We start from the raw sequence: 14,091 nt of genomic DNA, 5'->3' as shown, positions 1-14,091 counted from the left end.
TTGACACTTTCGTGTCACCATCATTTCTGATGGGTCGCTCACTCAAGATACTGACCGTCGCCCATTGCTGGGCAACGTTAATACTTTTGTGAACATTTGATAATTTAAGTAATCAGTGACCGAAGTCACTGGCACCCTCATCAAACGCCCACACTTATCGACTGTTGATTGTTAAAGAACTTTGTTCTGTACTACCTTGCTGCACCGTGCGAAGCGTTGTGTTCGTCAGCAGCAGAGAAGTGAGATTATGCAGTGCTTCGCTTAACTCGTCAACCCCTCGTCTCCTTCGCTTTCGCTGCCTTACAGGCTGCAATGTGCGTCGGAGGAATGAGACTATAGCAAACGCCGACGCCACTTACAACGCTTGCGATTATGCTATCGTCGCGTTTTTTCCACCTTTTCGTCCCAGTAATGCACCTCTCCCACATCGCGTCCACCGCGGATGCAGCCCTGTTGCAAGCCCTGCTCGATGCCATCAATAACAAGACGAAGCCGCTTGGCAGCCTTGGACGCCTCGAGTCCCTTGCGGCTCAGTTGGGCCTGATCCAGGGTTCGACGAAGGTTCGCATCACGGATCCTGCGATCCTGGTCTTTGCCGGCGACCATGGCGTCGTCGCCGAAGGCGTGTCGGCCTATCCGCAGGATGTCACCTGGCAGATGGTGGAGAACTTCCTGGCCGGCGGCGCCGCCATTAACGTGTTCGCCCGCCAGAATGGATGCGCGCTGCACGTCGTGGATGCCGGCATCAACCATGATTTCGGCCCGCGACCCGGCCTGCTCGACCGCAAAATCGCAAAAGGCACCCGCAACTTCGCCATCGAAGCGGCGATGTCGCGCCAGCAGCTGGAAAGCGCACTGGAACACGGCATGTCCCTGGTGCGCGGCCTGTCGGGGAACGTGCTCGGTTTCGGCGAAATGGGCATTGGTAACACGACCGCCGCCGCGGCCATCATGCACAAGCTCACCGGCTTGCCGCTCTCCCAATGCGTCGGTGCCGGCACGGGGCTGTCTGAGGATGGTATCGGCCGCAAGCAGGGAGTCATCGCTGCAGCCGTCGAGCGTCATGCCGATGTTGTCGAACCGCTCGACGTGCTGGCCACCTTTGGCGGTTTCGAGATCGCCATGATGACCGGTGCGATGCTGAAAGCGGCCGAGCTGCGCAAAGTGCTGCTGATCGACGGCTTCATCGTCACCAGCGCGCTGCTGGTGGCAAGCCGCCTTCAGCCGGCCATCCTCGACTACTGCGTCTTCGCCCACGCATCCAGCGAAAACGGCCATCGCCTGATGCTGGACGCGCTCGGGGCCCAGCCGCTGCTGCAGCTTGGCCTGCGCCTCGGCGAAGGCACCGGCAGCGCGCTGGCCCTGCCGCTGCTGCATGCGGCTGCCAACTTCCTGAACGAGATGGCGACCTTCTCATCGGCGCAGGTGAGCACCAGCGCACAACAGGAAGAATAGGACATGCAGCAGCTGCGCCTGTTCTTCATCGCGCTCCAGTTCTTCACACGCCTGCCGATCCCGCGCTGGGTCGGCTTCGAGCAGGAGTGGCTGCACCATGCGTCGCGCTACTTCCCTTTGGTCGGGATCGTGGTCGGCGCGATTGCCGCCGGGGTGTATGCCGCGGCCGCGCTCGTCTTCCCGGCGCCGGTCGCCGCAGTACTGTCCACCGCAGCGACCATCTACGCCACCGGCGCCTTCCATGAAGACGGTTTCGCCGACAGCTGCGATGGCCTCGGCGGCGGGATGACGCGCGAGCGCGTGCTCGAGATCATGAAGGATTCGCGCATCGGGGCGTATGGCGCCATCGGCATCGTGTGCATGCTGGGGGCGAAGTGCAGCGCGCTGGCGATGCTGCCGCCGGCCAGCGCCATCGGCGCCTTGCTGCTTGCCCATCCGCTGTCGCGCCTGGCCGCGAGTTCGCTCATCTGGCGCATGGAATATGCGCGCGCCGAAGGCAAGGCCAAGCCGCTGGCGGAACGCATGACGACGGCGGAATTCGCGATCGCTGCGGCCACCGTGGCGATCGCCGCCGCGCTGCTGCTCGCAAGCGGCACGCTCGACGTGGGCGCCCTGCTTGCCGCACTCCTCGCCGCCGGCGCCGCGACCTGGTGGCTGGCCCGCAAGTTCGCGCGCCGCATCGGCGGCTATACCGGCGACTGCCTCGGCGCGGTGCAGCAGCTGGCGGAAGCCGTGATCTATCTCGCCGTGCTGGCCACGCTCGGCCACGGCGCACTGGGGTAAGCATGCGGCTGGTCCTGGTCCGCCACCCGCAGCCGGACATCGCGCCCGGCCTGTGCTACGGCAAGACCGACGTCACCGCCTCCGCCAGCGCGGTGTCGCTGGTTGCCGACCGCCTGCGTGCAGCCGGCCTGCCCGGGCCCCTGCCCGTCTACGCCAGCCCGCTGGCACGCTGCGCAGCGCTCGCGTACGCACTCGAGGTTCCCGTCACCTTTGACGCCAGCCTGGCCGAGATGGACTTCGGCGCCTGGGAGATGCAGCCCTGGGATGCCATCCCGCGCTCCGAAGTCGACGCCTGGGCCGCCGACCTGCTGGGTTACCGCCCCGGAGGCGGCGAGAACGTGCTCGATGTGGCCCTGCGCGTTGCCGCCTTCCGCGACCAGCTCCACGCGTCAAGCCTCCCTGCCGCCCTACTCATCTGCCATGCCGGAACGATCCGCCTGTTGGCTGCCCTCCACGCCGGGGGTAGCGTCGAACAGGCGGCACTGCGCGCCGCCTCCAGCCCCAACCGCATCGGCTACGGCGAAGTCATCGTGCTGAAGGACTGACAACTTCCGCCAGTCTTGCCATATAATGGCGGCGTTTTGGTGCTCGCGGTTGTGTTCACGACCGCAGTTAAACGGGAAACACGAAGCCCTTCAACAAGGCCAATGTGTGCTGCCCCCGCAACGGTAAGCAAGTGCCGCGCTCGATGAATGACAAGCGCGGCGAACCGTCTTCCATGACCACTGTGCAGATGCATGGGAAGGTCGGACGGCCATACTTGCCAGCCCGGATACCGGCCAAAAGGTGGGAGCGTGCCAGCGGTGCGCTTCTGTTCAATCTGGCCTACGGGGACGTCGGCTGGTTGTCTTGATGTGAACATTTCATGAACTTTCCTGTAACCCGGCAAGCGGCCGCGCTTTCGCTTGCACTCGCTTGTGCTGCACCTTCCTTCGCCCAAACCCTCGACGCCGATACCGTCCTTGTCACCGCCAAACGCATGCCGCAGCGCGCGGCCGACGTCATCGCCGACACCACCGTCATCCATGCCGACGAGATCGCACGCTCTGGCGCCGGCTCGGTGGCCGACGTGCTGCAGCGCCAGCGCGGCATTGAAATCACCCGCAACGGCAGCGCCGGCGCCGCGACCAGCGTGTTCCTGCGCGGCGCCAACAGCAACGGGGTCGTGGTCCTGCTCGACGGCGTGCGCATCGGATCGGCCACCAGCGGCGTCGCCGCCTGGAACGCCGTGCCGCTCGGCGCCATCGAGCGCATCGAGGTCGTCTACGGCCCGCTCAGCACCCTGTACGGCGCCGACGCGATCGGCGGCGTGATCCAGATCTTTACCCGCAAGGGCGGCGGCGCCCCGGCGATCAGCGCGTCGGCCGGTGCCGGCAGCAATGCCACGCGCCAGGCCGACGCCAGTGTGCACGGCGCGGCCGGCGCCTTCCGCTACGCGCTCAGCGCGGGCCACGAAGAGTCGGATGGCTTCTCGGCCACGCGCCCCGGCGCCTTCGGCTTCAATCCGGACAAAGACGGCTACCGCCGCCGCAATGCCAACGGCCAGCTCTCCACTATCCTGGCGCCAGGCACGGAAGTCGGCGTCCAGTTCCTGCACAGCGGCCTGCGTGCGCAGTACGACAGCGGCAGCGCGGCCTACGACGTCCACAACGAGCAAGACCTGAACACGGCCGCCGTCTACGCAAGCACGCAGTTCACCACGCACTGGCGCAGTACCCTGCAATTTGCTCGCTCGGACGACAAGTCGGGCAGCTTCACCAGCGCCTCGGCATCCGGCGCCAGCCAGATCGACACCCGCCAGGACGAACTCACCTGGCAGAGCGCCATCGCGCTCGGTCCCGATACGCTGCAGCTGCTGGCCAGCCGCCGCGAAGAAGAGGTCGACTCCAGCGCCACTGCCGCCCTGTCGCGCAGCCGGGCGACCAATTCCTACGCGGCCGCCTGGTCGGCGATACGTGGCAAGCATCTGTTCGACGCCAGCGCGCGCCACGACCGCTCATCAAGCTACGGCAGCAGGAATACCGGCGCCGCCGGCTATGGCTACCGCTTCGGGAACGGTCTGTTGGCCACCGCGAGCGTCGGCACCAGCTTCCGCGCACCGACTTTCAACGAGCTGTACTACCCGAACTTCGGCCTGCCGACCAACCGGCCGGAAAAGGGGCGTAACCACGAAGCCGGCCTGCGCTACGACGCCGGCAGCCTGCGGTTTGACGCGACCTACTACCGCAATCGCCTAACCGACATGATCGTCTCGAGCACGCCCTGCCCGGGCCGTGCCGGCAGCTGCGCCTACAACGTTAACCGGGCGAAGCTCGAAGGCGCTACCCTGGCGGCCCAGACCCGGGTCGGCGCCGTCGATCTGCGCGGCAGCCTCGACTGGCAGGACCCGAAGGACGAGACCACCGGCAAGCGGCTGGCGCGCCGCGCGAAGAAGCATGCCAGTTTCAACGCTGACGGCAGCTGGGGAGCGGTCAAGGCCGGGGCCGAGCTGCAGCTCTCCGGCGAGCGCTTCGACGACGCCGCCAACCGCAACCGCCTGGGCGGCTACGGCCTGCTCAACCTGTACACTAGCTGGCAATTCGCACCGGGCGTGTCGTTGCTGCTGCGCCTGAACAACGCCGCGGACAAGCAGTACGAGCTGGCGCGCTACTACGGAACAGGCGGACGCACCTGGTTCGCAGGCCTGCGCTACGGCATCCGCTAGAGCATCCGAGAGGACACGCATGCATCACCCCGCTCATGCACACCGCCAACGCGCCATGCTCGTCATCGGCGCGCTGCTGCTGTGCGCCGTCGCCAGCCTGCTGTTTTCCGGCATGACCGGCTCGATCGCCGTGCCGTTGGCCGAGATTCCGGACGCCCTGCGCCAGCTGGCGCGCAGCTCCAGCAACAACGAGTCCGGCAGCCTGGCCGCATCGCTGCTGGAGCTGCGCGCCAGCCGTGCGCTCACTGCTTTTGTTACCGGCGGGGCGCTGGCACTGGCCGGGGTGATGATGCAGGCGCTGCTGCGCAACCCGCTGGCCGATCCCTATGTACTCGGCATCTCGGCCGGCGCATCGGTCGGCGCCCTGCTGGCACTGCTGCTGATGGCGGCCGCCATCGTTGTCGACCTGGCCGCGCTGGCCGGCGCGGTGGCGGTGTCGATGCTGCTGTATTTGCTGGCCCGGCGCGACCTCCGCGGCGGCTTGGCGCTGGAAGGCGGCACTTCGATGCTGCTGCTCACCGGCGTGATCCTGTCCTCGGCCTGCATGGCCCTGGTGACCCTGATGCTGTCGGTCGCCCCGGAAGGCCGGCTGCGCAGCATGATCTTCTGGATGATCGGCGACCTGGCCGGCGCGCCGCTGCGCCTGGCCCCCTGGCTGGTGCTCGGCGCGGCCCTGCTGTATGCGCTGCGCAGTGCGCGTGCCATGAACGTGGTGGCCTTGCACGCCGAGGCGGCCGCCACGCTGGGCATCCGCGTGGGCAGCCTGCGCAAGGGCCTGTTCTTCGTCTCGGGCGTGCTGACCGCCAGCGCCGTCACCAGTGCCGGCTCGGTCGGCTTCGTCGGGCTGATCGTGCCGCACGCCTGCCGCTTCGCCTTCGGCCCCGACCACCGGGTGCTGATCCCGGCGGCGGTGCTGACGGGCGGCAGCTTCCTGGTGCTGTGCGATACGCTGGCCCGCACCGTCATCGCACCGCAGCAGCTGCCGGTCGGCGCGATCACCGCGATCATCGGCGCGCCGGTGTTCCTTTATCAACTGCACCGCCTGCGGAGGTGACATGATCCGCACCGAACACCTCGACCTCCAGGCCGGCAGCCGTACGCTGGTGCGCCAGCTCGACTGGGCCGCGCGCCCCGGCGAATGCTGGAGCATCATCGGCCGCAACGGCGCCGGCAAGAGCACCTTGCTGCGCACGCTCGCGGGCCTGCATCCCCCAAGCGCCGGCACGGTCTTCGTCGGCGACCGCGCACTCGATCGCTGGGCGCCGGAGCAACTGGCGCGCGAGCGCGCCTTCCTGGCACAGTCGCGCCACGATGCGTTTTCGTACAGCGTGATCGAAACCGTGCTGTCGGCACGCCATCCCTACCATGCCGACCGCTATTGGGAAGGCAGCGACGACCACCAGGCGGCCATGGCCGCCCTGGAAGCGATGGAGGTGCGCGAGCTGGCCGGACGCGACGTGCGCACCCTGTCCGGCGGTGAACGCCAGCGCGTCGCCATCGCCGCGCTGCTGGCGCAGGACACGCCGCTGCTGCTGCTCGACGAGCCAGCCAACGCGCTCGACCTGGCGCACCAAGTCAGCGTCATGGGCCTGCTGGCACGCCTGTGCCGCGAACAGGGCAAGACCGTGGTCATGATCGGCCACGACCTGAACCTGGCCTACCGCATTTCCACCCACGCCCTGCTGCTCATGGGCGACGGCCGCTGGCAGGCAGGGCCGGTCGACACGACCATGCAGCCGGCGCTGCTGGGAGACTACCTCGGCCACCCGATCGACATGATCGAGCACGGCGGCCGCCGCATTTTTCTTCCCTATGAGGCAAGCGCATGAACGACATGACCCCAGACGAGATCGCGGCGCTGAACGAGCGCCACCGCCAGCGCATGGAGCGCAAGAAGGCCGTCATCGACGCCAAGATCGCCGCCGCCGACAAGGAGATCGGCATCCTCATCGTCAATACCGGCAACGGCAAGGGCAAGAGCTCGAGCGCCTTCGGCATGGTGACGCGTGCGCTCGGCCACGGCATGAAGGTCGGCGTGGTCCAGTTCATCAAGGGCGCGATGTCGACCGGCGAAGAGAAATTCCTGCGCCGCTTCCCGGATGAAGTCAGCTTCCATGCGATGGGCGAAGGCTATACCTGGGAAACCCAGGACCGCGAACGCGACATCGAAAAAGCCGGCGAGGCCTGGGAGCAGGCCCGGCGATTTTTGGGAGACCCGGCCTACGGCATGGTGGTGCTCGATGAACTGAATATCGCGCTCAAGTACCAATACCTCGACGTGCACACGGTCATCGCCGACCTGCTCGACCGCCCGGTGATGCAGCACGTGGTGGTCACCGGCCGCGCGGCACCGCCCGAGCTGGTGGCGGTGGCCGATACGGTGACCGAGATGAACGTCGTCAAGCACGCCTTCAAGGCGGGCATTGCTGCGCAGGCCGGGACGGAGTGGTGATGAACGGGGAGACGGGACGAGACTCCGGCGCCCGCGCCGTACTGGTCGCAGCAATGGCCTCCGGCCAGGGCAAGACCAGCGTCACCGCCGCCCTGGCGCGCAAGCTGCTGCGCCAGGGGCTGCGGGTACGCGTGTTCAAGTGCGGCCCCGACTTCATCGACCCGATGCTGCTGGCGCGCGCTTCCGGCGCGCCGGTGCATACGCTCGACCTGTGGATGGTCGGCGTCGACGAATGCCGGCGCCGCCTGCACGACGCGGCGCGCGAGGCCGATGCTATCCTGATCGAAGGCGTGATGGGCCTGTACGACGGCTCGCCCTCGGCGGCGGACCTGGCGCGCGAGTTCGCTGTGCCGGTGCTGGCCGTGATCGATGCCTCGGCCATGGCGCAAACGGCCGGTGCGGTGGCGCGCGGCCTGCGCGATTACGGCCCGGTACAGCTGGCCGGCGTGGTGGCCAACCGCATCGCCAGCGAGGGCCATGCCGCCATGGTGGCCTCGTCGCTGCGCGACATTCCACTCGTTGGCTGGCTGGCGCGCCAGGACAAGCCGCTGCCGGAACGCCATCTCGGCCTGGTATTGCCCGGCGAAGTCGACGGCCTCGACGCCCTGCTGGACGGGCTGGCCGACGATTTGCACTTCAACGACGAGGCCTGGAAGGCGCTCCCCAGGCTGGCGCAGTCGGCCCCGGCGTGGCCGGACCCCGGCCGCCTGCTCGATGGCCGCACGGTCGCCATCGCGCGCGACGCGGCCTTCTGCTTCCTCTACCCTGCCAATCTCGAGCTCCTGGCGCGGATGGGCGCGCAGCTGCGCTATTTCTCGCCGCTGGCGGACGAGCCGGTGCCGATCGATGCCGATGCCGTGTTCCTGCCGGGCGGCTATCCGGAACTGCATTGCGATGCGCTGGCGCGGGCCGGCCAGTGGCAAGCGTCGATCCACGCGGCGCAGCAGCGCCGTGTGCCGATCCTGGCCGAATGCGGCGGCATGATGGTGCTGGCCGACGGCCTGACCGACCAGGATGGCAAGCGCTGGCCCATGGCCGGGCTACTGCCGGGCGAGGTGCGGATGCAGCCGCGCCTGGCCGGACTCGGCGCCCACGCGATGCCGACCGACCAAGGCCCCCTGCGCGGCCACAGCTTTCATTATTCGACGCTAACGACGCCGGCGCCGGCGCAGATCCACACGGTCAAGACGACCAATGGCGCGCAGGGCGAAGCCGTGTACCGCGTCGGCTCGCTCACCGCGTCCTACTTCCACGCCTACTTCCCGTCCAACCCGCCGGCCGCCGCCGCGCTGTTCGGCGGAGGGGAACCATGAGCTGCACCCTGATACTGGGCGGAGCGCGCTCCGGCAAGAGCGGCTATGCGGAGCGGCTGGCGCAGGAGTCGGGCAAGGAAGTCGTCTACATCGCCACTTCCCGCGCCGGGGACGCGGAAATGGCGGCGCGCATCGTCCATCACCGCGAACGCCGTCCGGCGCACTGGCGGACGGTCGAGGAAGAACTGTCCCTTGCTGCAGCGCTGCGCGAATACTGTGCGCCGCAGCGCCTGGTGCTGGTCGATTGCCTGACGCTCTGGCTGAGCAACCTGATGTTCTGCGACGGACGCGATTGGCCGGAGGTGGGCGACGTAGCGCTGCCCGAGCGCTTTCACCAGGAGCGCGCGGCGCTGCTGGAACTGCTCGACGCCCGGCCGGCGGGCGACATCGTGTTCGTCTCGAACGAGGTCGGCATGGGCATCGTGCCCTGGGGCGCGCTGTCGCGCTGCTTCGCCGACGAAGCGGGACGGCTGAACCAGGCGGTGGCGGCGCGTGCCGACCGCGCTGTATTTGTCGCGGCCGGGCTGCCGCTGGTCCTCAAGGGGCATGCATGCTGAGCGGCTTGTCGATGGCGCAGCTGGCCTGCCTGCTGCTCGCGGGCGTGTGGCTCGACCTGCTGCTGGGCGAAGCGCGGCGCTGGCACCCACTGGTCGGTTTCGGCAAGCTGGCGCTGGGCATCGAGCACCGGCTGAACCACGGCGGCCGGCCCTTCGCCCGTGGACTGCTGGCCTGGGTGCTGGCCGTACTGCCCCTTGCAATGCTGGCGTGGCTGGCCACGGAACATGCCGGCCTGTGGCTGCACGCGATCCTGCTCTATGTGTGTATCGGACTGCGCAGCCTGCGCGACCATGCGCTGCCCATCGTCGATGCCCTGCGCGCGGGCGACCTGGAGACGGCGCGCATGCGCACTTCCAGGATCGTCAGCCGCGACACCCACGACGCCCAGGAAACCGATCTGGCGAAAGCAGGTGCCGAGTCCCTGCTCGAGAACGGTAATGACGCGGTGTTCGGGACCCTGCTCTGGTTCCTGGTGGCGGGCGGCGCCGGCGCCGTCCTGTTCCGGCTGGCGAACACCCTCGATGCGATGTGGGGCTACCGGAACGATCGCTTCCTTCTGTTCGGCCGGGCGGCGGCGCGCATCGACGATGTGCTGAACTATGTGCCCGCGCGGCTGACCGCACTCTCGTATGTCGTCCTGGCGGGAGCGGCCGGCGCCCGCGCGTGGCGGTGCTGGCACACCCAGGCTCCGGCCTGGAGCAGCCCGAATGCCGGGCCGGTCATGGCGAGCGGCGCCGGTGCGCTCGGCGTGTCGCTCGGTGGCGCCGCGGTCTACGACGGCCAACTGGAGCAGCGCCCACTACTTGGCACGGGACCGGCCGCCACCGCAACCGACATCGTGCGCGCATGGCGCCTGGTGCTGTGGACTACCGCACTGTGGCTCGGCCTGGCCTGCGCCGCCGCGCTCGTCCTCGCCTGGAGACAGCATGCTTGAACACGGCGGCGCCCTGCGCGAAGCCGCGCGCCTGTATGGCCGCGACGACTGGATCGACCTGTCGACCGGCATCAACCCGCATGGCTATCCCGCACCCGCGCTGCCGCCGGATGCCTGGCACCGCCTGCCCGAGCCGGATCCGGCGCTTGGCGCGGCCGCCTGCGCATACTACGGGGCGAAATCCCTGCTGCCGGTAGCCGGCACGCAGGCGGCGATCCAGGCGCTGCCGCGGCTGCGCGCGCCCTCGCGCGTGACCGTGTCGGCGCCTTCGTATGCGGAACACGCGCACGCCTGGGGACAGCATGGGCACCTGTTGCGGCTTGCCTCGTATGCGGAGCTGGAGTCCACGATCGACAGCAGCGAGGTCGTGGTGGTCGTCAATCCCAACAACCCGACCGGCGAGACGATCGCACCCGTACGCCTGCTGGACTGGGCCGCACGGCTGGGTGCGCGCGGCGGCTGGCTGGTGGTCGACGAGGCCTTCGGCGATACCGATCCGACACTGAGCGTGGCCGCCCACGCGGGCCAGCCCGGACTCATCGTCCTGCGCTCGGTCGGCAAATTCTTTGGACTGGCCGGACTGCGGCTGGGATTCGTCGGCGCCGATGCCGCGCTCATGGGCGCGCTCGCAAGCCTGCTGGGGCCGTGGGCCGTCAGCGGTCCAGCACAAGTCGTGGCGCTGCAAGCATTGCGAGATACGCAATGGCAGCAGACGAGCTTCGCCCGGCTGCAGAAGTCCGGCCTGCGCATGCGCAGCTTGCTGGAAGCGCAGGGCATCCGGGCGGCGGGCACCCCGCTCTTTCACTGGTGGCCGGAAGCGCGGCCGGAAGCATTTCACGCGCACGTGGCAAGCCACGGTATCTGGTGCCGCCTGTTCCGCGAGAACGCGCGCGGCATCAGGATCGGATTGCCCCCAAGCGAAGCCGGGTGGCAGCGGCTGGAAACAGCACTTCAGGAATGGAACAACCAACGATGAAACGAATGATCTTCCTGGCCCTGGCCCTGGCGGCGCCGCTGGCCGGCGCAGTGACGGTGCGTGACGACGCAGGCAATGCCGTCACGCTCCACAAACCCGCCGCGCGCGTGATCTCGATGTCGCCACACGTCACCGAAGTTCTCTTCACGGCGGGTGGCGGCAGCCGCATCGTAGGCACGGTCAACTACAGCGACTTCCCGGAAGCCGCGAAAAACATCCCGCGCATCGGTTCGAACCGCGAGATCGATCTCGAACGCGTCATCAGCATGAAGCCCGACCTGATCGTCGCCTGGATGCACAACAATTCGGAACGGCAGATCGAGCTGGTACGCAAGCTGGGCGTGCCGGTGTTCCTGAGCGATCCGCAAACGCTCGACGGCATAACGGAAAACGTGGTGCGGCTTGGCCAGTTGATGGGAACCGAGGCCGTGGCACTCCCCGCCGCGGCGGAGCTGCGCAAGCAGCTGGCCGGCCTGCGCACCCGTTACGCCGGCCGCCCGACCGTGCGCACCTTCTACCAGGTGTGGGACAAGCCGCTGTACACGCTCAGCGGCAAGCACATCATCACCGATGCGCTACGCCTGTGCGGCGGCGAAAACATCTTCGACCAGCTGGCGACCGTCGCGCCGATCGTGTCGATCGAAAGCGTGCTGCAAGCGGATCCGGAAGCGGTGTTCGGCACCGCCGAAAAGAACTACGGCGGCGTCGCGCTGTGGAAGCCGTACACGACCATGACGGCGACACGCAAGGACAACCTGTTCACGGTCGACGGCGACCTGCTCAACCGCGCCGGTCCACGCATGATCGCCGGGACCGCCATCTTGTGCGAGAAGCTCGAGCTGGCGCGCCGGCGCCTTGCCCCATGAGTGCCCTGCCCTTCCGTACCCTGATGGTGCAGGGCACCACCTCGGACGCCGGCAAGAGCACGCTGGTGGCGGCGCTGTGCCGCCTGCTGCTGCGGGAAGGCGTGCGGGTGGCGCCCTTCAAGCCGCAAAACATGGCGCTCAACAGCGCGGTGACGACGGACGGCGGCGAGATCGGGCGCGCCCAGGCACTGCAGGCGATCGCCGCCGGCATCGAGCCGCATACCGACATGAATCCGGTCCTGCTCAAGCCCTCGAGCGACACCGGCGCCCAGGTGATCATCCATGGCCGCGTGCGCGCCGAAATGAATGCGCGCGACTACCACCAGTACAAGAGCGTCGCCATGGGTGCCGTACTCGAATCGCATGCGCGGCTGTTGTCGCAGTACGAGGCGGTGGTGGTGGAAGGCGCGGGCAGCCCTGCCGAGATCAACCTGCGCGACCGCGACATCGCGAACATGGGCTTCGCCGAGGCGGTCGACTGTCCGGTGATACTGGTTGCCGACATCGACCGCGGCGGCGTGTTCGCCCATATCGTCGGCACGCTGGCCTGCCTGTCCGAGTCGGAGCGCGGACGGATCGCCGGCTTCGTCATCAACCGCTTCCGGGGCGACATCGCCCTGCTCGAGCCGGGGCTCGAGTGGCTCGAGCGGCAGACCGGCAAGCCGGTGCTGGGCGTGCTGCCCTACCTGCACGGCATGTACCTGGACGCCGAAGACGCGGTGCAGCCGGCGCAAATGGGCACGGGGCGCTTCCGCATCGTGGTGCCGAGCCTGCCGCGCATGAGCAACCATACTGACTTCGACGCGCTGCGTGCGCATCCGGAGGTCGACCTGCGCTTCGTGCGCGCGGGCGAGGCAATTCCAGCGGCCGACCTGGTCATCCTCCCGGGCAGCAAGAACACGCGCGGCGACCTGGCCTGGCTGCGGACCCAAGGCTGGCCGGCGCAGTTGGCAAGGCACCTGCGCTATGGCGGCAAGGTGATCGGCATCTGCGGCGGTTTCCAGATGCTCGGCCGTTCCGTCGCCGACCCGCATGGGCTGGAGGCCGCGCCTGGGGTCTCGGAAGGACTTGGCCTGCTCGGCATCGACACCGAACTGGCGCGGGACAAACGCCTGGCACTGGTCAGCGGACGGGCAAGTCTGCCGGACGGCGCAGCGTTCGACCTACGCGGCTACGAGATCCACATGGGGGTGTCGAGCGGCCTTGGGATGGACAGGCCGGCCTTCGTCATCGATGGCCGCAACGAAGGCGCGTGCTCGAGCGACGGCCAGGTGCTGGGGAGCTACCTGCACGGGCTGTTCGATCATCCTGAAGCTGGCAGGGCACTGCTGGCCTGGGCCGGACTGCAGACCGCGCAGGTGGTCGACACCGCGGCCCTGCGCGAGGCCAGCATCGACCGCATCGCCGACGCAAGCGCGCCGGTGCTCGCCCGGCTCCTGACAGTGTTGCGGGGGACGCCCGGCAATCAATAAGGCTGGGGAATCTGCGACAGCGCGTAGTTCGACGCCACCAGCGCCTTGAGCATGGCAAGGTCGGCCGACGCGAAGGGGTTGAATGGACGGATCTGGCGGCGCTCCCTGCCTTCGTCGAGTTCGCGGGCCACGCCGGTCGACACGACCTCAGGTTCGCCGTCGCGGATCAGGAGCGCTTCGGGCCGCGCGGTATTGCTGTTGACGTCGATGGCCCAGACTTTGCCGTCGTGAAGCGCGGTGACACGCTCGACCAGGGTATGCCCGACAACGATCGTGTTTGCGCCGAAGTGCGCAAGGACTTCGCCGATCTGGGCACCGGTCGCGCGCGCGAACCGGTCTTCTCCATCTTCGAGATAGCCGCGGTACTGGGTCAGGCCCGCCGGACCGATGATTGCATCCAGTTCCGCCTTGCCGGGCATGTCGCCGGACCAGTAGCGCCGCATCGCACTGTTGAGATTATTTGATCTTGCCCCGTTATTCCCGGACACAGCCTGATGCTTAGTTAGCGTCAGTTTCCAGAGCCTGACACGGTCGCTCTTTTCTAAACATGCACGGCGATTTATAGCCCAGCGCCGAGT

General features: G+C 67.9%; 14 protein-coding genes and 1 riboswitch. Of the genes, 13 read left to right on the top strand and 1 reads right to left on the bottom strand.

The window, feature by feature from the left end:
* Window positions 1-411: 411 nt before the first annotated feature.
* The 13 genes from cobT to AC56LU_RS23800 all read left to right on the top strand — a co-directional run bounded on the left by cobT (window position 412) and on the right by AC56LU_RS23800 (window position 13,513).
* A complete protein-coding gene (gene cobT, locus AC56LU_RS23860; RefSeq protein ID WP_497178090.1) occupies window positions 412-1,455 on the top strand; it encodes a nicotinate-nucleotide--dimethylbenzimidazole phosphoribosyltransferase in 1,044 nt (347 codons plus the stop codon).
* A gap of 3 nt (window positions 1,456-1,458) precedes the next feature.
* Entirely contained in the window at window positions 1,459-2,238 is a 780-nt protein-coding gene (locus AC56LU_RS23855; RefSeq protein WP_497178089.1) for an adenosylcobinamide-GDP ribazoletransferase, read from the top strand.
* A gap of 2 nt (window positions 2,239-2,240) precedes the next feature.
* Complete coding sequence (locus AC56LU_RS23850) at window positions 2,241-2,783, top strand: histidine phosphatase family protein (protein WP_497178088.1); 543 nt, start codon at window positions 2,241-2,243, stop codon at window positions 2,781-2,783.
* Between the two features lie 20 nt (window positions 2,784-2,803).
* Window positions 2,804-3,036, top strand: a riboswitch (cobalamin riboswitch).
* 67 nt (window positions 3,037-3,103) lie between these two features.
* A complete protein-coding gene (locus AC56LU_RS23845; protein ID WP_497178087.1) occupies window positions 3,104-4,942 on the top strand; it encodes a TonB-dependent receptor domain-containing protein in 1,839 nt (612 codons plus the stop codon).
* Window positions 4,943-4,961: 19 nt separating this feature from the next.
* The gene (locus tag AC56LU_RS23840; RefSeq protein WP_497178086.1) at window positions 4,962-5,996 is read left to right on the top strand and encodes a FecCD family ABC transporter permease; all 1,035 of its coding nucleotides are present in this window, start codon (window positions 4,962-4,964) and stop codon (window positions 5,994-5,996) included.
* Window position 5,997: 1 nt separating this feature from the next.
* Window positions 5,998-6,771: an ABC transporter ATP-binding protein gene (locus AC56LU_RS23835; RefSeq protein WP_497178085.1), complete on the top strand. Its 774-nt coding sequence runs from the start codon at window positions 5,998-6,000 to the stop codon at window positions 6,769-6,771.
* Window positions 6,768-7,394, top strand: coding sequence for a cob(I)yrinic acid a,c-diamide adenosyltransferase (gene cobO / locus AC56LU_RS23830; protein ID WP_497178084.1), 627 nt, complete (start codon window positions 6,768-6,770; stop codon window positions 7,392-7,394). Before AC56LU_RS23835 ends, cobO begins: the two co-directional genes overlap by 4 nt.
* Window positions 7,394-8,707, top strand: coding sequence for a cobyrinic acid a,c-diamide synthase CobB (locus AC56LU_RS23825; RefSeq protein ID WP_497178083.1), 1,314 nt, complete (start codon window positions 7,394-7,396; stop codon window positions 8,705-8,707). Before cobO ends, AC56LU_RS23825 begins: the two co-directional genes overlap by 1 nt.
* On the top strand, window positions 8,704-9,264 hold the full coding sequence (gene cobU / locus AC56LU_RS23820) for a bifunctional adenosylcobinamide kinase/adenosylcobinamide-phosphate guanylyltransferase (RefSeq protein WP_497178082.1): 561 nt from the start codon (window positions 8,704-8,706) through the stop codon (window positions 9,262-9,264). Before AC56LU_RS23825 ends, cobU begins: the two co-directional genes overlap by 4 nt.
* The gene (cbiB, locus tag AC56LU_RS23815) at window positions 9,258-10,199 is read left to right on the top strand and encodes an adenosylcobinamide-phosphate synthase CbiB (RefSeq protein WP_497178081.1); all 942 of its coding nucleotides are present in this window, start codon (window positions 9,258-9,260) and stop codon (window positions 10,197-10,199) included. The genes cobU and cbiB overlap by 7 nt, the downstream gene beginning before the upstream one ends.
* On the top strand, window positions 10,192-11,175 hold the full coding sequence (cobD, locus tag AC56LU_RS23810; protein WP_497178080.1) for a threonine-phosphate decarboxylase CobD: 984 nt from the start codon (window positions 10,192-10,194) through the stop codon (window positions 11,173-11,175). Before cbiB ends, cobD begins: the two co-directional genes overlap by 8 nt.
* Entirely contained in the window at window positions 11,172-12,041 is an 870-nt protein-coding gene (locus AC56LU_RS23805) for a cobalamin-binding protein (RefSeq protein WP_497178079.1), read from the top strand. Before cobD ends, AC56LU_RS23805 begins: the two co-directional genes overlap by 4 nt.
* Window positions 12,038-13,513, top strand: coding sequence for a cobyric acid synthase (locus tag AC56LU_RS23800; RefSeq protein WP_497178078.1), 1,476 nt, complete (start codon window positions 12,038-12,040; stop codon window positions 13,511-13,513). Before AC56LU_RS23805 ends, AC56LU_RS23800 begins: the two co-directional genes overlap by 4 nt.
* Here the strand turns inward: AC56LU_RS23800 and AC56LU_RS23795 are convergent.
* A complete protein-coding gene (locus AC56LU_RS23795; RefSeq protein ID WP_497178077.1) occupies window positions 13,507-13,956 on the bottom strand; it encodes a hypothetical protein in 450 nt (149 codons plus the stop codon). The two genes, AC56LU_RS23800 and AC56LU_RS23795, sit on opposite strands and share 7 nt — an antisense overlap.
* Window positions 13,957-14,091: the final 135 nt, after the last annotated feature.

Source organism: Telluria sp. PB2R4 (genome assembly GCF_059685695.1).
The sequence above is the reverse complement of the archived record's forward strand: the minus strand, read 5'-3'. Positions and strand labels throughout refer to the sequence as shown.